The sequence below is a fragment of the Holtiella tumoricola genome (genome assembly GCF_027857615.1).
Classification (GTDB): Bacteria; Bacillota; Clostridia; order Lachnospirales; family Cellulosilyticaceae; genus Holtiella; species Holtiella tumoricola.
The window spans coordinates 77,845-100,652 of sequence record NZ_JAQIFT010000058.1; the positions used below are offsets into that span (position 1 = coordinate 77,845).

General features: G+C 34.4%; 20 protein-coding genes and 1 pseudogene. 18 read left to right on the forward strand and 3 right to left on the reverse strand.

All coding sequences use genetic code 11. The features are described from left to right. Positions 1–64 precede the first annotated feature (64 nt). The 11 genes and pseudogenes from PBV87_RS16120 to PBV87_RS16175 all read left to right on the forward strand — a co-directional run. Positions 65–361: pseudogene (locus tag PBV87_RS16120) on the forward strand (undecaprenyl-diphosphate phosphatase); the annotation flags it as partial. After that, positions 348–1,085: a tRNA pseudouridine(38-40) synthase TruA gene (gene truA, locus PBV87_RS16125; RefSeq protein WP_082238873.1), complete on the forward strand. Its 738-nt coding sequence runs from the start codon at positions 348–350 to the stop codon at positions 1,083–1,085. The pseudogene PBV87_RS16120 and the gene truA, both read left to right, overlap by 14 nt. A gap of 141 nt (positions 1,086–1,226) precedes the next feature. After that, positions 1,227–1,949 carry a selenium cofactor biosynthesis protein YqeC gene (gene yqeC, locus PBV87_RS16130; protein WP_271012945.1) on the forward strand — a complete coding sequence of 241 codons (723 nt, stop codon included), beginning with the start codon at positions 1,227–1,229 and terminating at the stop codon, positions 1,947–1,949. A gap of 18 nt (positions 1,950–1,967) precedes the next feature. Next, positions 1,968–2,759, forward strand: coding sequence for a selenium-dependent molybdenum cofactor biosynthesis protein YqeB (yqeB, locus tag PBV87_RS16135; protein ID WP_198524949.1), 792 nt, complete (start codon positions 1,968–1,970; stop codon positions 2,757–2,759). After that, positions 2,752–3,576 carry an XdhC family protein gene (locus tag PBV87_RS16140; protein ID WP_271012946.1) on the forward strand — a complete coding sequence of 275 codons (825 nt, stop codon included), beginning with the start codon at positions 2,752–2,754 and terminating at the stop codon, positions 3,574–3,576. Before yqeB ends, PBV87_RS16140 begins: the two co-directional genes overlap by 8 nt. A 118-nt stretch (positions 3,577–3,694) precedes the next feature. Next, positions 3,695–4,375 (forward strand): YoaK family protein, encoded by a 681-nt coding sequence (locus tag PBV87_RS16145; RefSeq protein WP_271012947.1) that lies wholly within the window; start codon positions 3,695–3,697, stop codon positions 4,373–4,375. Between the two features lie 130 nt (positions 4,376–4,505). After that, complete coding sequence (locus PBV87_RS16150; protein ID WP_271012948.1) at positions 4,506–7,364, forward strand: glycoside hydrolase family 38 N-terminal domain-containing protein; 2,859 nt, start codon at positions 4,506–4,508, stop codon at positions 7,362–7,364. 458 nt (positions 7,365–7,822) lie between these two features. Then, entirely contained in the window at positions 7,823–8,785 is a 963-nt protein-coding gene (locus PBV87_RS16160) for an ABC transporter ATP-binding protein (RefSeq protein WP_271012949.1), read from the forward strand. Positions 8,786–9,091: 306 nt separating this feature from the next. After that, positions 9,092–9,454 (forward strand): DUF2089 domain-containing protein, encoded by a 363-nt coding sequence (locus PBV87_RS16165; protein ID WP_271012950.1) that lies wholly within the window; start codon positions 9,092–9,094, stop codon positions 9,452–9,454. A 20-nt stretch (positions 9,455–9,474) separates the two neighbouring features. Beyond that, positions 9,475–9,852, forward strand: coding sequence for an SHOCT-like domain-containing protein (locus tag PBV87_RS16170; protein WP_053985876.1), 378 nt, complete (start codon positions 9,475–9,477; stop codon positions 9,850–9,852). A gap of 8 nt (positions 9,853–9,860) precedes the next feature. Further along, a complete protein-coding gene (locus tag PBV87_RS16175) occupies positions 9,861–10,100 on the forward strand; it encodes a hypothetical protein (protein WP_053985875.1) in 240 nt (79 codons plus the stop codon). 849 nt (positions 10,101–10,949) lie between these two features. Here PBV87_RS16175 and PBV87_RS16180 read toward each other — a convergent pair. Further along, entirely contained in the window at positions 10,950–12,827 is a 1,878-nt protein-coding gene (locus tag PBV87_RS16180; RefSeq protein WP_271012951.1) for an aryl-sulfate sulfotransferase, read from the reverse strand. 26 nt (positions 12,828–12,853) lie between these two features. Next, positions 12,854–14,320 (reverse strand): SLC13 family permease, encoded by a 1,467-nt coding sequence (locus tag PBV87_RS16185; protein ID WP_271012952.1) that lies wholly within the window; start codon positions 14,318–14,320, stop codon positions 12,854–12,856. Between the two features lie 184 nt (positions 14,321–14,504). On the opposite strand from PBV87_RS16185, the gene PBV87_RS16190 reads away from it, so the two are divergent. The 6 genes from PBV87_RS16190 (at position 14,505) to PBV87_RS16215 (ending at position 21,064) form a co-directional block, all read left to right on the forward strand. After that, a complete protein-coding gene (locus tag PBV87_RS16190; RefSeq protein ID WP_271012953.1) occupies positions 14,505–15,188 on the forward strand; it encodes a Crp/Fnr family transcriptional regulator in 684 nt (227 codons plus the stop codon). A gap of 300 nt (positions 15,189–15,488) precedes the next feature. Beyond that, positions 15,489–16,832 carry an MATE family efflux transporter gene (locus PBV87_RS16195; RefSeq protein WP_271012954.1) on the forward strand — a complete coding sequence of 448 codons (1,344 nt, stop codon included), beginning with the start codon at positions 15,489–15,491 and terminating at the stop codon, positions 16,830–16,832. 13 nt (positions 16,833–16,845) lie between these two features. Further along, positions 16,846–18,297 (forward strand): DEAD/DEAH box helicase, encoded by a 1,452-nt coding sequence (locus PBV87_RS16200; RefSeq protein ID WP_271012955.1) that lies wholly within the window; start codon positions 16,846–16,848, stop codon positions 18,295–18,297. Between the two features lie 722 nt (positions 18,298–19,019). Beyond that, positions 19,020–19,553 carry a GNAT family N-acetyltransferase gene (locus PBV87_RS16205; RefSeq protein WP_271012956.1) on the forward strand — a complete coding sequence of 178 codons (534 nt, stop codon included), beginning with the start codon at positions 19,020–19,022 and terminating at the stop codon, positions 19,551–19,553. Positions 19,554–19,648: 95 nt separating this feature from the next. Further along, complete coding sequence (locus PBV87_RS16210; protein WP_271012957.1) at positions 19,649–20,389, forward strand: NAD-dependent protein deacylase; 741 nt, start codon at positions 19,649–19,651, stop codon at positions 20,387–20,389. A 39-nt stretch (positions 20,390–20,428) separates the two neighbouring features. Then, positions 20,429–21,064 carry a YczE/YyaS/YitT family protein gene (locus PBV87_RS16215; RefSeq protein ID WP_271012958.1) on the forward strand — a complete coding sequence of 212 codons (636 nt, stop codon included), beginning with the start codon at positions 20,429–20,431 and terminating at the stop codon, positions 21,062–21,064. Between the two features lie 94 nt (positions 21,065–21,158). Here PBV87_RS16215 and PBV87_RS16220 read toward each other — a convergent pair whose 3' ends face one another. Next, on the reverse strand, positions 21,159–21,788 hold the full coding sequence (locus tag PBV87_RS16220; RefSeq protein WP_271012959.1) for a superoxide dismutase: 630 nt from the start codon (positions 21,786–21,788) through the stop codon (positions 21,159–21,161). A gap of 234 nt (positions 21,789–22,022) precedes the next feature. On the opposite strand from PBV87_RS16220, the gene PBV87_RS16225 reads away from it, so the two are divergent. Further along, a complete protein-coding gene (locus PBV87_RS16225) occupies positions 22,023–22,775 on the forward strand; it encodes an exodeoxyribonuclease III (protein ID WP_271012960.1) in 753 nt (250 codons plus the stop codon). The last annotated feature ends 33 nt before the right edge of the window (positions 22,776–22,808 follow it).

Consider the following 22,808-nt stretch of genomic DNA (forward strand, 5'->3'; position numbering starts at 1 on the left):
TAAATAAGGAAGCAAGTCTAATAAACAATGATTTAGAATGAGAGAGCGTTGATAATTAATGTTTAAATTTACTTTCTTCTTAGCTATTCCGGTCATGTTTGGAGCAAGCTTGCTTAAAGTACTTAAGTTTGGAGTTGTCTTTACAAGTGCAGAGCTTACCATATTATTAGTGGCAATGGTAGTAGCTGTTGTAGTATCTATTATAGTTATTAAAGGGTTAATGCAATACATTAAGAAACATCACTTCACTGTATTTATAAGGAGAGCCAATAAAAGGGACTATCTAAATCATAAAATCAACGTTATAATAAAGGCTACATTCAAAAGAAAGTATATAGGTAAATTTAATGAGAAATTTTAAAATGGTTATTCAATATGATGGAAGTCGTTATAAAGGTTTTCAAACTCAAAAAGACACAGATCTTACAGTACAAGCTAAAATAGAAGCTGTGCTTGAGAAGATGGCAGAGGAAAAAGTAGAGCTTATTGGGTGCGGTCACACAGATGTTGGGGTTCACGCAGAAAACTATGTAGCAAATTTTAAAACAGAATGTACATTAAGCCCTGAGCTTATGTTAGATTATTTATATGAGTTTTTACCAGAAGATATTGTGGTAAAAAGTATAGAAGAAGTGCATGAGCGTTTCCATGCCCGTTATAATGCAAAAGCTAAAACTTATATGTACACTATTAATTGTGGAAAGACTAGAAATGTCTTTACAAGAAAATATGTGCATCATATGGATGAGGACTTTGATCTTGAAAACATGCAAAAAGTTGCTGCTGTTTTTGAAGGGACACATAATTTCCAAAGCTTCACTAGTTTAAAACCAAATGGTAAATCAACAACAAAAACAGTTCATAGCATTGAAATTATTAAATCAGAAGATATGATTCAGATTAAAATAACAGCAGATGATTTTCTACTTCATATGCAAAGAATGCTTATCGGAACACTTATTGAAGCTGGTAGAGGTACAGTAACAGCAAAACAAACACAAGAAGTAATGGATAAAGAAGAAAAGGCTGCAGGCTATCCTATAGCTAAACCTAAAGCGCTTTCATTAGTAGAAGTAAAGTATTAATATAAAGGTATTTTAAAGCCCTTGCTAGAGATATAAGTTAATGTCTCTAGCAAGGGCTTTTTAGTTCACTATTATTGTAAAGTAAGTTATAATAGAAGTAGAATTTGTTAAATATAGGAAACTATAAAAGAAGGAACGCAAATGAAAAAACTTATAGAGTGTCTAGAGATTAATCCAGGGGTAACCACTTTTGTTGGAGGAGGAGGCAAGACTTCGTCTATTTTTCAAGTAGCTAAGGAATTACAGGCACAAAATAAAAGTGTTATTGTTACAACGACGACCAAGATGTATTATCCGACTAAAGAGCAAGCAAAAATTGTCCTAATCAATCCAGCTAAGGAGCAAATAAGAGAAGCTTTAATGCAAAACACACTCATTGTTATAGGGCAAAGTCATGAAGAAGGAAAAATTACAAGTGTATCAGATGAACAAATTGAGATGATGGAGCAGTTGGCTGAATATGTATTAGTTGAAGGAGATGGCTCCAAGCATCTACCTATCAAAGTACCAGGTGAGCATGAACCTGTTATCCCTAAATCTACCCAGAAGGTGGTTATTGTAGTAGGTATGAAAGCCTTAAATGTACCTCTTGAATCCTGCTGTTTTAGAAAAGAAAGAGCAATGGCACTATTAGAAGTACAGGCATCTCATCTCATCAGTGAGATGGATATTATAACCCTTATAACAAGTAAAGTAGGATTGCAAAAAGGCATAGATGAGAAAGCACAAACTATCCTTATCAATCAGATTGATTTAATAGAAGCAAAAGTATTAGAATGCTTTTCACAGTGTTTAAAAGAAAACTATAAAGACACAATTGTACTTGCAGCAATTAACCAAGGATATTGGAAACAAGTTCAATAGGAATTGAGGAGGATGATGATGTTAGTCATTATAAAAGGTGCAGGGGACTTAGCCACAGGCATTGGCTATAGATTAAGTGTAGCTGGATTTGATGTTGTGATGACAGAGATTGCAAAGCCTACAGTTGTACGACATACCGTAGCTTTTGCAAGCGTAGTTTATACAGGAAGTATCTGTGTAGAGGGTGTAACAGCAGTACTTTGTAACAATCTACAAGAGGTAGAAAACACCTTAAAGCATAAGCAAATACCAGTAGTTATTGATCCTGAAGCAGAAATTATCAAGTCACTTAAACCAGATGCAGTAGTAGATGCCATTATAGCCAAGCGTAATATAGGAACAAAAAAAGAAGATGCACCCATTGTAATAGGTGTTGGACCAGGCTTTACAGCAGGACAAGACTGTGATTATGTAGTAGAAACAAAACGTGGACATTATCTAGGACGTGTTATTGTAGAAGGAAGTGCTATACCTAACACAGGTGTTCCAGGTGATATAGGTGGCTATACTACAGAACGTATTATTCGTTCAACTAAAGAGGGGGTATTTAAACCTGTTGCACATATAGGTGATCAGGTACAAAAAGGAGATATTGTAGCCTATGTAGATGATACACCTATTTTAGCAGAGTTAAGTGGGATAGTAAGAGGGATGTTAATAGACAACATGATGGTGCCCAAAGGCTTTAAATGTGGGGATATTGACCCAAGATGCGTAAGAGAGCATTGCTTTAGTATATCTGATAAAAGTAGATCTATAGGTGGCGGCGTATTAGAAGCCGTTATGAGAGGAGCATGTAAAAATGAATAGAGAAGCGTTAAGGGAACTTGCACAAGAAATGGAAAGATTTAAACCAGTCCTTGTTATTTGTGGTGGAGGTCATGTAGGCTACTATATAGCCAAGATGGGGCACATGCTAGACTTTGAAGTGGTTGTGATTGATGATAGAGAAAGCTTTGCCAACGCAGAACGATTTCCAAATGCAACAGTTATATGTAAGCCTTTTGTAGAGGCGATTGGTGAGATTGAACATCCTGAAGCCTGCTATTTTACCATTGTTGCAAGAGGGCATGCACATGATACAGATTGTTTAAAAGCAGTACTTGATAGAGACTTTGCATATGTGGGTATGATGGGAAGCAAAGTTAAGATTAAAGTAGTTATGGAACATATGAAAGAAGTCGGTTATGATGAAGCTTTACTTAAACAAGTACATACACCAATAGGCCTTCCATGTAGTGCAATCACACCGGCAGAGATTGCAGTAAGTGTGGCAGCAGAGCTTGTACAGGTGAAAAACACATTAAATAGTGAAGGCTATGTAGGGAATGATGTGACTCAAGCTATGTTGAGGGATGAAGTAGCAGTTATAGCAAGGATTGTAGAGAAAAAAGGAAGTGCGCCTAGAGGCATAGGGTCTACTTTAGTACTGAAAAAAGATGGTACAGTTGTTGGAACTGTTGGTGGTGGCAATGTAGAGAACCTTGTTATAGAAAGAGCAAAAGAATTAGTAGGAACAGATACTACAGAATATATGGACTGTAATATGATAAGTAAGGCAAAAGGTAATATTAATATGGTATGTGGTGGTATTGTTAAAGTACTCATTGAAACCATAGTTGAATAGGAAAAGTTATAAGAGGAATCCACTGTTTAAAACGATAAACAGTGGATTCTTTTTGGAATAAAAGTAAGCAGAGTGGACAACTCTATTTTTAAAGAAAATAAGGATAGAGGATAAAACAATGAAGCAACTTTTAAAGCAAGATAAACTGGCAGAGTCTTTTAGTATTGCCATGCTCCTTGCACTTGTAGGCGGTTATTTAGATATTTATTCTTATTTAGCAAGGGGCAAAGTTTTTGCCAATACACAGACAGGCAATTTAGTTTTGTTAGGATATAATATTGCTCAAGGTAATTTGGAAAAAATACTTTATTATATCTTACCTATTTCATCTTTTGTAGGGGGAATTTGGCTTGCCAAAATTATAGAGTACAAAATGAAGGAAGGGAAGTACTTTGACTGGTTACACTTTTTACTAGGTATTGAGATAGTAGTGTTATTTATCGTTATGTTTATTCCAGAGGGGAAACTTAATGTCATTGCTAATATTATGGTTTCTTTTGTATGTGCCTTACAAGTACAAGGCTTTCGTAAGGTCAATGGCAACTCTTATTCAACAGTGATGTTTACAGGTAACTTAAAAAACGTGGCAGAGCGCTTTTCACATTATTCTATAACTAAAGAATCGGATGCATTAGAAAATGGAATGATCTATTTAGGGATTACCCTTATGTTCGTAATAGGAGGATGGTTGGGGGCTTTAATAACAATGGAATATGAAGCCAAAGCTGTGGGCCTTGTAAATATTGTGTTAGGACTAGTTTTTATTTTATTGTATATAGAAAAAAGAAGAGATATTTAATCTATTTAGTAGGATTAAAGATAGGTAAAAAAGTACATGAAAAGGATAAGATAGGACATGTTGATAGGAGATAGAATTCGGTATAATTGAGGTATAGCAAAATCACTCTACTAAAAAGGATGATCAAGATATGAAAGCATATAATGAACTGATGAAGTACAGAGAAGATTATACCGGGCATTATTGGAATCAAATGGTTGAGGTGAATAACCCAGCTCTAGATGGACGTACAAGTTATTGGGAAGACCGTATTTTACAACAAATACGTTTTGCCATGGCATGTTCATTAGCACAAGAGGGCACAGATCATGCTCTTATTGAAAATGTTAGTGAGAAAGTCCTAAACCTTAAAAAGACACAAGGTTATATTACAAAAGAGCAAGTATTAGAATTTGAGCAAGAAATGATGAGTTTAAGTGAGAAAATGAAGGCTTATACGGTACACTGTGTGGCACATGCTCATATTGATATGAACTGGATGTGGGGATGGCATGAGACTGTGTCAGTAACCATTGATACTTTTAGAACCATGCTGAATCTCTTAGGTGAATATAAAGATTTTACCTATTCTCAATCACAGGCATCTACTTATCAAATCATTGAGAACTATTGTCCAGAGATGATTGAAGAAATCAAGCAATATGTACATGAGGGCAGATGGGAACTAGCTGCTTCTACATGGGTTGAAAATGATCGTAATATGTCTAGTGGGGAAAGCTTTGCAAGACATATTCTTTATACTAAAAACTACTTATCCAAACTTTTTGATATAGATGTAGATACATTACAATTAGATTTTGAGCCAGATTGCTTTGGACATTCAGCCCATATTCCAGAAATTTTAGCAAATGGTGGGGTTAAATACTATTATCACTGTAGAGGTTTAGAAGGTCATAGTTTATACAAATGGCAATCTCCGTCAGGCGCAAGTCTTTTAGCTTATAGGGAACCTATTTGGTATGCGAATTCTATTACAGGCAATTCTTTTAGTCATATTCCAGAAATCTGTAATCCATTTGGGGTTAAAGATGGTCTGTATGTTTATGGTGTAGGTGACCATGGGGGCGGACCAACAAGAAGAGATATTGAAAAACTTCAAGATATGAATACTTGGCCAATTTATCCAACTTTAAAATTCAGTACCTATCATAATTATTTTAAAGCTGTGGAACATGCAAAAGACACATTACCTGTTGTGGATCATGAATTAAACTTTACACTTACAGGATGTTTTACATCTTCTTCACGTATAAAAATGGCAAACCGCTATAGTGAAAATGTACTTGTAGATTCAGAATATATCAATAGTATGACACATGCTTTATTAGGCAGACCGTACTCTAATAAAGGTTTTGAAGATGCTTGGCAAAAAACACTCTTTAACCAATTCCACGATATCTTACCAGGATGTGGTATCAACTTTACAAGAGAATATGCATTAGGCAAATTCCAAGACATTATGGCTGGAGCAAATACCATAAGAAAACTGGAGTTAGAAAATCTAGTTAGACAAATTGATACAACAGAGATTACAAGTAAGTTGAGCCATGAAGTAGAAACAGCAGAAGGTGCTGGAGTTGGTGTACATACAAGACGTATGATTGGTAAAGAAGGCGTATCCTTTAACTTAGGCCTTTCACAAAATGCCAGATATGGCGGTGCAACAAGACTTTATACTTTATTCAATCATACAGCTTATACAGCTATGCGTTATGTAGAAGTGATGATATGGGACTACAAAGAAGACTTGAATCAGTTAGCAGTATACAACTCAAAAGGAGAAGCACTTAACTTCGAAAAGCAAGAAGATGGATATAATCAATATTGGGGCCATTGGTATACTAGACTTTTAGTAGAAGTGGCACTTCCAAGCTATGGTTATGAGACCATTTTAGTGACACAAAAAGAAGACATGAGTCATTCATCAGCCTTTGCAAAAGATTCTCGTGTGAACACTTATATGGATTATACATTAGAAAATGATTATGTAAGAGCAACTTTTGATCCTACAACACTAGATATGACTTCACTCTTTGATAAAGTAAGAGAAGAAGAAATGCTAGAAGAGGGAAAAGGTGCAGGCTTCCACTATATTAAAGAAGATGGTAAAGAAGCCAATGCGTGGATTGTTGGGCGCTATGTAGCCATAGATGATGTAAAAAGAGAATGTATTGATATTAAGAAACATAAGGGGGCAACCGCTGAGAGTCTAAGCTATACAATGAAACTTGCTCATTCTACACTTAAGGTGACAGCAACCCTTTACAAAGGCAAACATTCAGTGGAATATCATGTAGAGACTATGTGGAATGAAATAGGCGATACTACCTATACACCACAACTTAATTTCCAAGCGCACTTAAAACAACATACAGGAGAATTTATCTATGACGTGCCAATGGGCGAAGTGACTCGCTTGCCACTTGTAGAAGATGTACCAGCAAGTAGCTTTGGATGGGCACATTGTCAGTCTAACTATGGACTTTATTTAACAAGTGAATCTAAATATGGCTATAGAGGACTTCAAAATAGTTTAGCGCTTTCACTTCTTAGAAGCAGTCATCATCCAGATACACATCCTGAAAATGGTACACATAGCTTTGACTTTGTAATAGGTGTAGGTAGAGTTGAAGAAGCTAGACAAGAAGCCGCACTCCTTAACCACCAAGTGGATGTCATTGGTTGTAAACCAAATCAAGAAGGAAGTTTGCCACAAACCATGTCATTCCTTAAAGTAGAAGGAGAAGGGATTATCGTTGATACTATTAAGAAGGCAGAGGGCTTAGATCAAGCATGGATTGTACGCTACCATGAAGTAAATGGCTTAGAGACAACTGTTGCATGCCAATTTGCAAGAGAAATTGAGACAGCCTACCCAGTTGATTTCTTAGAAAGACAAGTAGGGGAAGAGCTTACAGTAGAAGGAAACTGTGTAAGTAGTCTCATTGCACCTTACAGTATTCAAACTTTATATATTAAAGCTAAATAAAATTTCCAAGGATTTAAAAATAGAACCTCTAGAATAGATAGTGAAAATCTATTCTAGAGGTTTTTTATACAGATAAATGCTTCAATCTTCTAATAGATGAAGAAGTACTAGAAGGAGCGTATATAGGATGCCACCCATGTATAAATACTTCTAGCCTAAAAATCAGTACAAGAGATATCCTTGAGAAGTTTATTCCTTATACGGGGCACAACGTTCAATATGTGAAGCTCTAAATTTTATGTGGATGGCGAAAGGATTAAAGTTTGATAACAAAAACATATAAAGCCAAAGTGAAAAAGAGAATAATATTAAAAACAGAATAATCTAACTAAGATGTAAAATTTAAGTAAATATTCTTGACAATCTATCTATTTTGCTTTAAGATGAAAAACTAAAAAGCCGATGAAGTCTTTTGACTCATCGGCTTTTTTAATTTGGAAGAAAGGTAGGTGAAGGATGTGCCTAATATTATATCGATTCAACATTTAAAGGTTAGATTAATGTCTACAGGTGGCATAGTACATGCCGTGCGTGATATTAATTTAGAAATTAAATCAGGAGAAATTCATGGGATTCTAGGTGAAAGTGGTTGTGGTAAGACAATGACAGCTAAATCTATTCTCAGGTTATATGATGAAGAAAAATTAATTTATGATGGAAATATTATCTTCAATGGAGAAAAAGATATATTAAGTATGAATAAAAAAGAACTAGAAAACTTAAGAAGTAAGGAAATAGGAATGATTTTTCAAGAGCCTATTACCACACTTAATCCACTGATTACAATAGGTAATCAGCTCAGTGAAGTTCTACGTATCCATCTTAAAATGACAAAGAGAGATGCAAAAGCAAGAACCATTGAATTGTTAAAAAATATGAGCGTATCGCCAGCTGAGGATAGATATAATCAGTATCCTTTTGAATTAAGCGGAGAGTTATTGCAAAGGGTGATTATGGCAATGGCAATTGCGTGTAATCCAAAGCTTATTATAGCAGATGAGCCAACAATAAATCTTGGTGGAAGCATGCAGACACAAGTGCTGCAAATGATTCAAGATTTACGTTGCAACGAGAATATGGCATTTATGATTATTACCAAATATTTTGATGTAATTAATGAAGTATGTGATACAGTGTCTATTATGTATGCAGGGAAAATTGTTGAATCAGGTAGTGTAAGAGAAGTGTTACATTCACCTAAGCATCCTTATACACAAGAACTGATTGAAAAAAGCAAAATAGCAGAGAATAGTGATGAAAAAGGAGTAGCAAAGACAGATAGCATTAAACCTGATTCACATAAACATATAGAAGGGTGTCCCTATGCTTTAAAATGCAAATATGTAAGGGGAGAATGTCATAGTAACTTACCAGATAAAATACGTGTTTCAAAGTCACATATATATAACTGTTTTAAATAATACAATATAGGACACACCTTAGTAGGGCTTAAGAAGTTACCAATAGGTGTGTCTTTTATATGAAATCATAAAAATATAAAATGACATATTAAATAAATTGATATAGATATTTATAAAATGAAATATTAAATAAATGGACAGATGGATTTGTAAAAGAGAAATTAAATAAATTAATATTAAAATTGATAAAATGAAGTATAGATACGTATGATATTAATATTTTTAATTTTAAATATAAAAAAATTAAAATATCACTTTACAAAATGAGTAGTTCTGAATATAATGAATTTAGAAAGAGGTGAATGAATGCACAATATAATTAGCCAGTGTCCTGTATGTTCACATCAACTCATAGCACAACGTTTGAAATGCCAACATTGTGATACTAGTATCGAGAATAATTTTAAGCTTTCAAGGTTTGATTATTTATCAGTAGAGCAACTTTATTTCATTGAGACTTTTATTAGATGTAGAGGAAGTATTAAAGAGGTAGAGAAGGAACTAGGGATTTCTTACCCCACAGTAAGAGCGAAGTTAGATGAAGTGATTATAAGTTTAGGATTTACACCTAAAGAAGGGAAGCAGTCTAAAGCAAACAGTGATATTTTAGATGCTTTAGAAAAAGGTGAGATTTCAGCAGATGATGCAATTAAGGAATTAAAAAAATAGGGATTTGGGAGGAATATATAATGAATGAAGAAGTATTACGTATATTAAAAATGGTAGAAGAAGGTAAGATTTCAGCAGATAAGGCAAAGGAATTAATGGAAGCTTTTAATAGTTCTAATGTACCAGCAGTAAGTACCAAAAAGTATGAAGATAAATTTTTAAGAATCAAAGTATTTAGTGCTGATGGGGATAAAGTTAATGTACAATTACCAGTTAAAGTGATTAAAGAAATTCTAAAAGTTTCAGGGACACTTCCTATAACGAAGGGGAAATTACAAGGTGTTAATGTAGAAGAACTTGTAGAAACTGTTGTTGCTTGCTTAGATAGTGAAGTAATGGGTGAGATTGTAAGTGTAGATTCAGCAGATGGAGATACAGTTAGAATTGTTATTGAGTAGGTGAAACTATGCGAATCATTATTAAGACAGAGGGACGTAGATTCTTTATTCCTGTTCCACTTTGCTTAAGCGGAGTAGGTGTAAGAGCTGCTATGAGGTTTGCTGTGAAGGAGCAATTATCTAAGGAGCAAAAGAAATCTATTTTGCAATGTTGTAAAGTAATAAAAAAATCATTAAAGGGTTATAAAGGACTTCATCTTGTAGATGTACAAAGTGCAGATGGAGATGAAGTGAAGATTATCGTATAAACACAACAAGCCAACCGAAATTAGCCTCCCCCTTAAAATGGGCTGACTTCGGTTGGCTCGTTGTGTTTGTGGCAATATGATTTATTGACTAAAGAGTAAAGCACGGGTTCAGTACGATAGAATCATTCATATAAAGGTGAGAGTATGAACTATTTGTGTTGGTGTGTATAACAGAGGTTCCGTTGGTGAAAGAGCTATTATTATAGTTATCACTGCAGGTTGTCTGGGTAACTAACCGTAAGCAAAGAGATCTGAATCATACCTTTAGATGAAGTGTGTTATAGCATTGAACATGGCTTTAAGAAAAGTGTCAATAGATATGTAACTAAATGAGAAGACTGCCACGGTCAACCCATTTAGTGCCTAAGAATAAGTTTAAATGTCCTTAGAAGGGGGAGACTAAAACTTTTCAAACTTCTTCTTAGTGGTTTAGATAAGACCATGTGCCTAGGATGGTGATTTCATCTAAACTTTTATATTAGATTTTGTTGTAATGTAGTGACTATAGTAAAGTTATACACCTGAGTAAAGTGTAAATACAATTGACATTATTCACAAAAACAAAAAGAGGTTTCAAGGTGAAATAGGAGTGATTTTAATTGATTTTATCTCTAAATGAAAAAAGTGAATTTCTAGGAAAAGAGCTATTTTGTTGTTAAAATATCTAAAATAAAAAAGCAAAAATAGACAAGTTATACAAGTAAATAAAGCAAAAATGAAAAAAGCTAATTAGTAGATTTAACTAAGTTAAAGTAGAAAATGAAGAAAAATATAAAATAAAAAGATAAAAAAATAAAATGTAGCGCCTCAAGTAAAAAGTGTAGGGCTACATTTTATTTTTTACAGTGATTAGAAAGTAAGTGTTGTATCTAAATCATAAGTTTCCATATCAACAATAAGTTTAGCAGCGAAAGAACCTTTTAATCCTTCTTTACTTAAGTTCATACGTACGATACGTTCATCAGTTGTTTGGAATACGCCTACGCACATTGCGGCATTTGGAGCACCTGCTGCAGTTGAGATATAGTAGCGATGAACTTCATTGTTATCCCCTTCAAGTACGAGCATAACAAGTTGGCCTTTTTCAAAAGCAGCGTGGAATACGTAACGGTCACACTCTTCTTCGAAACGTGCGTTAAATTTTTCACTTGCTAGGTCAGTAGCTTGGCTAGTGCCATCAATAGGTGTATCAAATTCAGCTGTTACACCTAGTGTACCGAGAATTTTACCTTCACCTAATGTAAAGAGATCTCTTGCATCATAAAGAGGCATTTTTTCTGCACGATAGTAGTTTGCAGGTAAGTGCATTTCAAAGACTACATTATCGTTTAATACTTCTACTGTAATAGAAGAAAGTTTGATATTTGGATTGTTAAGAGCAGCACGACTGCCTATACCTTCAACTGTCACACCATCTTCTTGTGCCATACCACCAGAGTGTACAAGATAATGACCATCTGCATAGTATTCAACATTTGAAATATATGGAGAGAAGAAGTCTTTACCTCTTTCTTTACCAAATTGCCATACTTGACGAATGGTCATATCTTCTGTGTTAATCGCGTAGCGTACACCACGAGAGAAGTTATCATCACCTTTTAAGTAGTGTTCTGGATTTTTAGAGCGGAAGTGACCATTGTCAAATACCATAACGTCGCCTTCAGCTGTAATCACACATGCATGTGGTTCATAATGCCAATCAAAATCTCCTTCGCCAACAGGTTTGAAGAAGTACTTATCTACCATTTCTTGTGGCCAACCTTCAGGATCACCAAGCATCCAGTTAATTTCACTAGTCTCGTAATCGATATTTACAAGAATATCTTGATGTCTACCAGAGAGTGTAATGCTATTCGTTTTTTTATCATACCAAAGGGCATTGTTGTGAAACCAATCATCGTCACTCCAACTACCAGACTTAGCTACATCTTGTGGTAAGAATTTTTTGTAATCCCAAGTTTTAAGAATTTCTCCAGTGTGACGATCAACAAGAACACACATATCTTCTACAGTATGAGAAGTGAAATCTTGAGTAAGGATAAGAATATTACCATCTTCCATTTCCCATTTATCATGGTGGTAACCACCTGGAATACGGTATTCAGCATAAACTTTACCGAGTAAGCTCATTTCAAAGATACCTACAGTATTATAAGGCTTTTCTAAGAAACGGTAAGAACCAATAAGGATACGTCCATTACTAATACGTTTTAAGTCAAAAGTAAGATTTTCAGTTGTAAACCAACGGCAATCTCCATTGTAGTCATAACCAGCAGCTACAGAACGCATTGCAGAAGTAACAAACATAATGTTATCTTGCATATACTCACTTGTTGTTTCCATTTTAGTTGGAGCATAAACGTTATCTGGTAAACCAGGTGTTTCAATAGAAACAATATGTACTTCACCTGTAGAAAGTGTTAAAACAACTTGGTTAGCATATCCACCATATAATCCAAGAACAGGGATGTGATGTACAGTATTTTCTGGGAAATGATGAGTAATATCTGCAGCAGATGCTTTACCTTTTACTGTGAGTTCTACACTGGCTGGTGTTTCTGTTTTAAATAGAATAAGTGCAGTAAGTGGACAAATGGTATAAGGATTTAATTTAACAAGAGGATTGGAAAAAGTATAATGACCTTGTTCAAATTCTTGTAGAAAAGCTTTCTCAGCTTCAGCTTGGGTATGAATAATGTGTTTGATTTGTTTAATTTCAGTTGACATATTAAAGACCTCCTTTAATGGTATAATTAGAATATAAGATTAAGTAGTGGTAGACCAACTACAAAAGCTACAATAAGTGTTAATAAACTCATAATAATTGTGTATTTGTAAATATCTTTGACCTGTAACCATTCCTGATTACTGTGTAAGGCAGCTCCTAGTGCAGAAGATGCAGGTGTAACCAGTGCAAGACATACAACAAAGAGCATAATTATACCCATTGGAATTGGAGAAATGCTATTTTGACTTGCAAAGATATTAATGATAGGAATAAAGAGCATTCCGACTACGATGTTATTGCATAGGTTTGTAATAATAATACAAATCACCATAATGAGTACTGTAAAGGCAAGTACACTTTTACCTTCAAAAATAGGCATTAATGCAGATTGTAAAAATGGTGTAACACCTGTTTGCTCACTTGTTAGTGCATTTAAGATAGAGTTAGAAGACGCAACCATTAAGAATACTGGCCATGACATATACTTTGAGGTGATTTTAGCAAAAGGAATAAGTGGTCTGCCATCTATTTTTAGGAACCCGCCTAGTGCAATGCATAAAATAGGAGAGGCATTTTGTGTACTATTTAAAAAGGTTCTAATAGGCCCTTCAGGAAGGAGTGAAGGGACAAGCATCCAAAGAATAAAGATGCCTACTAAACCAATAAGAACTTTTTGACGTGTGTTCATAGGTGGTAAAGGATTTTGATTGAACATATCAGTATGTATATTTTTGAGCTTACTTACATCTGGTTTAAAAACATATTTCATAAGTAAGATAATACCTAGAATGCTTACAAGAGAGATACAAGTTCCTACAAACATATAAGGAAGATATTCAATGTTAGAGCCTGTTACTTCTTTAAAGCTATTTAGTAATCCAGGTAAAATACTTTTAAATGGTGTAGAAGCAAAAGATAATGTCGCTACCATTACAACGGAGATCAGCATTAATGTTGTATATTTATCTTCTTTTTTCAGGTCAAGAACTTGGAAAAGGCTATAAAGAATGGGCCAAAACATAAAGATTGTAGCAGTTGCCATTGTAAGTGTTGCTAAGAGATAAACACCTAAAAGGAGCATAAGAGAGAACATCCAAGGACGACCATTAATGATTTTACGTGTAACAAACCATCTTGAAACATATTCACAGATACCTTCTTCCGAGATTGCACCTGTTAAAATGATAACATACATAAGAAGGATAGCGAGAGGATTACCAAAAGTAGTGGTAATTACGCTATTCATTGGAGCAAAGCCTGAAATGCCTAAGAAGAGTATACCTACAAAGCTAGGCCATATAGTATCTACTGTTGTCCAAAGGTATAGAGTACAGAGCAAAATACCTACTACACGCATACCTAAAGGTGTGATACAATTAATGGGAGGTATTACCCAAAATATGAACATAAGAGCAAAACCTATTAGACAATGTATATAGTGAGAACGAGATGAATTGATGCTTTTTGTAACATTTGATGATGAACTTTTCATAAGACCTCCTAATAAAATAAAATCCAATGGCGCCATTGATAGATAAAAAATTAACTAACTTGAATATAACATTGATTTGATATGAAAAAAATAATGTACATTAAGAATTAGGTGTTATAAAGAAAAAAATATAGCATATGTTAAAAATTTAAAATTTTATAGGCAAAAGGGGGATAATGGTAAAATGAATCAAATGAGACAAAAACTTATCAATGTAATCATGGAACAAGGTATTAGTGAAGTCATTACAAAAGGTGAAAGCCTTGGGAAAAATAATCAAGTAGCAAATGCTATTTATTATCTTGAAGAGGGAGTATGTGGTCTTGTAAGATATACAAAAGCAGGAGAGGAAGTTGTCTATCATTACTTTCAAGCTGGAGATATTTTGGGAGGGGTGTACTTTAATTTAGCAGAAGAGCCAAGTAGCTATAATTATAAAAGTGATGCTAGATCTTATTTTTTAGCCAAGACTACATGTAAGATTTATAAGATTTACTATACTCAACTAAATAGTGCCATTCAGCAAGAGCCAATGCTTGCCAATATTATTTCTCATAGTATTGCTTATAATTTTCATCAAGTTATAGGACATGTTCATGAGGAGAAAGAAGAGTATACCCATGTAAGGCTAAGTCGTTTTTTACTTAAATTAAGTCGTGAAATAGATGGGGAAGATAGATTAGATAAGCATTTTAACTATATAGAGATTGCCAAGTATTTAAGTGTACATACAGTGACTATATCACGTATTATGGCTACATTTAAGAAAAAGGAAATGGTAGAAAAAAGAGGACATCAAATTATTATAAAAGATAAGTGTGCACTGTTAGAAGTGGCACAAAATATGAGAAACGAAGAGTTTTTATAATCTAAAGTATAAGAAACTAGAAGGTGGCTTGACACCAAAAATATGCTGTGATACCATTAAGTTGCTCAATCGGAGGGTATATAGAATACAATATGCTGGATAAGATTGCTAATGTTAATTAGTGATTTTATCCAGCTCTTTTTTTGTTTAAAATTAATTTTTTACATTAAAATCAAGTAGATATGTATTCCTAGAATACCTTGATTGTTAATGAAATAGATAAGATATAAGTACACAAACAAGCAAAACACAAAAGCAAGCAAGACACAAAGATAAGTAAAAATAAAGGAGGAAAAAATAATGGAGAACAATCAAGAACTTTTAACAGGACGTATTTTTCCTACATTGTTGAAATTTGCTATGCCCTTTTTAATTGCGAACTTGCTACAAGCTTTATATGGAGCCGCTGACCTTGTAATAGTAGGCTATTTTGCAGATGCAGCAGGGGTTGCAGCTGTTGCAACAGGAAGTCAAGTAATGCAGACGATTACAGGCATTGTAGTAGGTCTTACCACAGGAGGAACAGTGCTTATTGGTCAATATTTAGGTGCAAATAAGAAAGAAGCTATTTCTGAAATTGTAGGTAATATGATAAGTTTGTTTGCTGTGATTGCCTGCATTTTAACAGTTATTATGGCGTTAGGGGCAAATCCAATTGCTCAATTTATGCATACGCCGGTAGAGGCATTGAAAGATACGATTCACTACATAAACATTTGTGCATTAGGTATTTTGTTTATTACAGGTTATAATAGTGTAAGTGGTATATTAAGAGGACTAGGTGATTCAAAGACCCCTTTAATTTTTGTGGCTATTGCATGTATGATTAATATTATAGTAGATATTATTTTAGTAGGTGTATTAAAATGGGGAGCAAGAGGAGCAGCAGTTGCTACGATTACAGCTCAAGGACTTAGTTTCTTGTTGGCATTAGTCTATTTGAAGAAAAAAGGTGTGCCTTTTGAGTTTGGTAGACAGCATATTCGTTTTGTCCCGGTAAAGATCAAGGCTATTTTTAAGGTTGGGCTACCTATTGCTTTACAAGATGCTCTTGTAAATATATCCTTTTTAATTATTACAGCTATTATTAATTCAAGAGGACTTATAGATGCAGCAGCAGTAGGTGTTGTAGAAAAGGTGATTGTCTTTGCAATGTTACCTCCAACAGCTTTTGCTTCAGCTATTGCAGCTATGGCTGCTCAAAATATGGGTGCAGGGAAAGTAGAACGTGCGAAAAAATGCCTCTACACAGGTATTGGATGTTCTGCAATCTTTGGTCTCTTATGCTTACTTTATGGGCAAGGAGACAGTAGCCTTTTGATGGGAATGTTTACAAAGGACCAAGAGGTTATAGTAGCCAGTAGCTTATACTTTAGGTCCTATAGTATAGATTGCCTTATGGTATGTGTAATCTTTTGTATGAACGGATTTTTAAGTGGTTGTGGACATAGCTTATTTGCTATGATACATAGTTTAATTGCTACTTTCTTAGTACGTATTCCAATTGCTTATGGTTTAAGTAGATTGACAGAGATGACACTTTATGAAATAGGTCTTGCAGCACCTATTGCCTCTATGGTTTCTATAGTGATTTGTGTAATCTATATGAAAACAGGCAGGTGGAAAAAGACTGTGATCGAATAGAGAGGAAGAAAATATGACAACATTGAGTAATAACTTTAAAGATTATAATTTAAGTGAGGAATTGTTAAAGGCGATAGAGGGGCTTCATTTTACACAGCCTACCCCTGTACAACAAGCAGTTATTCCGAGGGCTTTAGAAGGGGAGGACTTATTAGTTAAGTCTCAAACAGGAAGTGGAAAGACAGCAGCTTTTGCTATACCTTTATGTGAGAAGCTTTGTTGGGAAGAAAATAAGCCACAAGTATTGGTATTAACACCAACCCGTGAGCTAGCACTACAAGTCAAAGAGGACTTCTTTAACATCGGACGCTTTAAACGTGTTAAAACAGTAGGGCTTTATGGAAAGGCACCTTTTCATATTCAACAAAAAGAGCTTAAACAAAAAACACACGTTGTTGTAGGTACACCAGGACGTGTATTAGACCATTTAGAAAGAGGAACTTTTATAGCAGAAGAGATTCGCTATGTGGTTATAGATGAAGCAGATGAAATGTTCAAAATGGGCTTTTTAGATCAATTAGAAAGTATTATGAAAGCCTTACCTAATAACCGTCAAACTTTACTTTTCTCAGCTACATTAGCGCCTAATGTACAAAGTATTAGTGAAAAGTATATGAATCATCCAGTAGATATTAGTATTGAAAGTAAACAGCTTACAGCAGATAAGATTGAACAAGTTTGCTATCTAGTGGAAAGAGAGCAAAAGTTAACTGAACTTTATCATACACTCGTTTCAAACAATCCAGAGTGCTGTATGATTTTTGCGAATACAAAAGATCAAGTAGATGAGATAGAAGCTTATTTACAAGAAAAAGATGTACGTATCCTAAAAATACATGGTGGGATGGAGCAACGAGACCGCTTTAGCGTTATGGAGGACTTTAGAGCTGGTAAGTTCCGTTACTTAGTGGCAACAGATGTAGCAGCAAGGGGTATTGATATTGATCATATTACTCATGTTATTAACTTTGATGTGCCAGAAGATAAAGAAAGCTATGTACATCGTATTGGACGAACAGGAAGAGGGGGGCGTGCAGGGAAGTCTATTACTCTTACAACTAAACAAGATAAAAGATTCTTAGATGCTATTTATAACTATATTGGTTATGAAGTACCTGTTACAACACCACCAGATGTAGCACATGTAGAAGCAGCTCTTGAGAAGTTTAATGAAACCCATGAAAAAACACTTAAGCTTGCACCAACAAAGGGTGAAAAGTTATCTAAAGACATTATTAAACTCCATATTAATGCAGGTAAGAAAACCAAAATGCGCCCAGTAGATATCGTAGGTACATTGTGCAACTTAAAAGGTATGAGTGCCGATGATGTAGGCATTATTAACGTACAAGATGTTTCAACTTTCGTAGAAATCTTAAATGGAAAAGGTGAAGATGTTCTTAATCAACTTCAAACCACACCGATTAAAGGAAGAATACGTAAAGTTACAAAGGCAGATAGGTAGTAAATAGCTTATAGAGTGAAAACTTAGCAGTTAAGAAGGAGGGGTGGGCACTACGTGTGCGCTCTCCCTTTTGCTTTTGCTCAAATGGACTAAGAAGGTGTAAACTCATACTCAGTCAGAATGTGCGAAAACTCGCTGGCGCTCAAACACTCGCACAAAATCCTTCCTTCATATTCGTTAACACATTCTAAGTCCATCCTCGAAAAAAGCTCCAGTGAGGTCACCTACGCATCACCGGCCTTTTCTACTCATTGAAGTAAGTTTTCACTTCCAGTGACACATCTTGGTGAAGAGACTAGAGTGAATATTTCTTATTTGAAGGCAAAGCCTCCAAGTGTTCGATAAGACGCCTTGAAAATGGAATCCTAACCCATAAAGTAAGAGCGTGCACATTCTAGTAGACTTGATAAACGGAGAGGGATGGGGTGCTCTACAGAACCTGGCTAGGTAACTTTTATTGAGTAGGTGCTAGGCGACATACGCCATAGGTATCTTCTAAGAGCTGTAAGGTAAGTTGAGTAGTACGAGACATAATCAGTTCTCCTTTCATATTAAAATAAAGCATATTTAAAATAGAATATATAAATAAAAGCCTAGAAGAATGACAAATAATCTTCTAGGCATTATATTTAGTAGAAAGTATATTACCATAGGAATAGTTGAAAAACAATATAAAAGTGGTTACAATAGGGAAGGAATATAAGAACGAAGAGGATTAACAAATGAATCAAATTAGACGTGCAATGATGGCAGATGTAGAAGCGGTAAGAGATTTATATGATACTTTAAATGATTATTTAGCAACCCATGTGAATTATACAGGATGGACGAAGGGTGTGTATCCCAATGCTGAAACAGCATTAACAGGTATTCAAAAAGAAGAGTTATTTGTTATATACGAAGAAGGGCATTTAGCTGGGACAGTTATTCTAAATCATGATCAGGCAGAGGCTTATGAAGAAGGAAGCTGGAGCGAGGAATTAAACAACGAAGAGGTATTAGTAGTACACACATTGGCCATACACCCGGAGTATACGGGCCGCGGTATTGCAACGAAGCTTTTAGAGTTTGCAGCAAACTATGGAAAAGAACAGGGGATTAAAGCAATTAGGTTAGATGCCTCTATTGGTAATACACCAGCCCAAGCACTTTATACAAAGTGTGGATATAAAGAAGCAGGTATTGTGGATTTAAGATTAGGTATTCCGGAATTGGTTTGGTTTAAACTTTACGAATTACCGCTTAATAAGATGTAACTTAAAATATTCAGAGTAGATCAAGTGAAAATGAAGTATTTTGACGGGTTTATTGAGTATATAAATATACTATGATAAAAAATGGAGATGACTACATGAGCGAAAAGATAGAACAGTTAGCAGAGATTTTAAGTAGTAGTAATAATATAGTCTTTTTTGGAGGAGCTGGTGTGTCTACAGAAAGTAATATCCCAGATTTTCGTTCAGAAAATGGGCTATATCAAGCATCTAATGGCAAAGGCTATTCACCTGAAACTATGCTTTCTCATAGCTTTTACAAAAGACACACAGAAGAATTTTATACCTTTTATAAAGAAAAGATGATTTATAAAGAAGCTATGCCAAATAAAGCTCATTTAGCATTAGCACAACTGGAAGAAATGGGTAAGCTTAAAGCTGTTATTACTCAAAATATAGATGGACTTCATCAACTTGCAGGAAGTAAGAAAGTATATGAATTACATGGTTCCGTTCATCGTAATTACTGTACAAAGTGTCATGCTTTTTATGATTTAGATTACATTATGGCAAAAGAAGGTGTACCTACATGTAGTGCATGTGGAGGGATAGTTAAACCAGATGTGGTTTTATATGAAGAGGGTTTAGATGATACAACAATTACAGAAGCTGTTCGTGCAATTAGAGAGGCAGATACGCTTATTATTGGAGGTACTTCTTTAGCAGTACAGCCAGCTGCTAGTTTGATTAATTATTTTAAAGGTAAACATCTCATATTGATCAATAAGAGTTCAACACCTTATGACAATCAAGCAGATTTAGTGATTCATGAGCCAATTGGTCAAGTATTGAGTGAAGCAGTAATAGGAATTCAATAAAATTAATCAAATAGTACCCATATAAGAAGGAGATAAAACGTGAAGAAATTAATTGCATTTTTTGGGGGACTTTTATTTTTGCATTTAGGAGTAGCAATGCTACTTGAATTAAATTTAGGTTCTGATCCGTTTACTTTATTTACACAAGGATTAGCAACCATCTTACATATCACACCTGGTTGGGCAAATAGACTTATAACCTTTGTATTTTTAGGGATTTTATTTATACTTGATCGTAAGAGTATCAAGCTTGGAACGTTTCTTTGTATGATTTTCGTAGGATTTGCTATTGATTTTAATTTAGCACTGATTGCACCCTTACAAATGGGAAGTTATGGCTTTGGAGTACGTATTTTACTCTTCATGTTGGCATGTATAATTATTGGAATAGGTTTTTCTATTCTCAAATGTTCAGACCTTGGCATACCTCCTAATGATCTTATGTATTTTATGTTTGTAGAGAAACTTAATAAGCCATATGGAAAAGTACGTATGGCATGTGATGGTGTATCAGCTATAGTAGGGATTAGCTTAGGCGGTATAGTTGGGATAGGAACAATACTTTGTATTCTACTTATTGGACCAATAGTACAATTTTTCTTACCAAGGGTAGAAAAGGTAGTTTTACCACTTTTAAATACAGCAGAAAACATCAATGCTACAGAAGAAATGTAAAAATATTTAATAGTTATAGGTTATTAATAACCCCTACCCTTTAGTAAATCACTAGAAGGTAGGGGTTTGTATATTTATGGGTGAGAGGAGATGATTATTTACAAAGACAGTCTAAGTCTTTAGTATAAAGGGTTTCTACTGCTGACCAATCAATGATATTCCAAATCTTATTAGCATAATCAATACGTAAATTTTTGTAGTCTAGATAGTAAGCATGTTCCCAAACATCAATGTTTAAGATAGGAGTCAATCCTTCAGGAAGAGGCGTATCTTGGTTTTTTACTTGTTTAATAGAGAGAGCACCCTTACAATCTTTGCATAGTACACCATAGCCTGAGCCAAATTGATTAATAGCGGCATTAGTAAGTTGATCTTTTAAACCTGCTAAATCACCAAAAGTTTTGTTAATCATTTCAAGTAATTTACCTTCAGGTTGTTTTTTAGGATTTGGAGAGAGTATAGAGAAATAGAGATTGTGATTATAAACACCACCACCATTATTAATAACAGCTTGCCTAATACCAACTGGAATTTGTTCAGGATTAGCGAGTAAAGCTTCAAGAGAATGGGTTTTAGAATCCCATTCACCCCAAGATTCTAAAGTGGCATTCAATTTTTCTACATAAGTTTGTAAGTGTTTGCTGTAATGTGTTTCAACAGTAGTGGCACCAATATAAGGTTCTAAAGCATTATAAGCATAAGGTAAATCAATTTTGTTATACATATAAATCCTCCTAATATAAGTTATTAATCTTATCATAACCTACATACTAAGAACTATACTTTAATCAATAAAAGGTTATTAATAAGGTAATGCTATATAAAGAAAATATGTGATTATAATATAAGTATGCCAGATATTCTTTATTTAGATAGAGAAATAGATTATAATAAAGTTAGCTAAATAAGAATAACTATTATTTGATGATTATATAGAGAAAAATGAGGAGGACAAAGGATGAAATGTATTTCATGGAACGTTAATGGTTTAAGAGCAGTTGTACAAAAAAACTTTATGGAATTTTTTAATGAGGTAGATGCAGATATTTTCTGCTTACAAGAGACAAAGATGCAACATGGACAGTTAGAGTTAGACTTACCAGGATATCATCAGTATTTTAATTATGCTGAGAAAAAGGGGTATTCAGGCACAGCTATTTTTACAAAGCAAGAGCCATTAGAAGTGAAGTTAGGGCTTGGTATCCCCGAATTAGATACAGAAGGTCGTGTAATCACACTAGAATTTGAAAACTTTTATTTTGTAACAGTTTATACACCAAATGCACAATCAGAACTTGCACGTATTGATTTTCGTATGATGTGGGAAGATGCTTTTAGAACCTATTTAGTAGAGTTAGATCAAAAGAAACCAGTTATTATTTGTGGTGATTTAAATGTAGCTCATCAAGAAATTGACCTTAAAAATCCTAAAACTAATAGAGGGTCAGCAGGTTTCTCAGATGAAGAGCGCGGGAAATTTACAGAGCTTTTAGCAAGTGGTTTCACAGATACTTATCGTCATTTTAATCCAGACCAAGAAGGGGCTTATACTTGGTGGTCTTATCGTTTTAAAGCAAGGGAGAAAAATGCAGGGTGGCGTATTGACTACTTTTTAGTTTCTAATCGCCTTCAAGAACAAGTTGAAACAGCAACGATTTACAATGAGGTTATGGGTTCAGACCATTGCCCAGTAGGAATCGAACTTAAATAAAAAGAATATAGATATGAGAAAAGAGGTCATAGA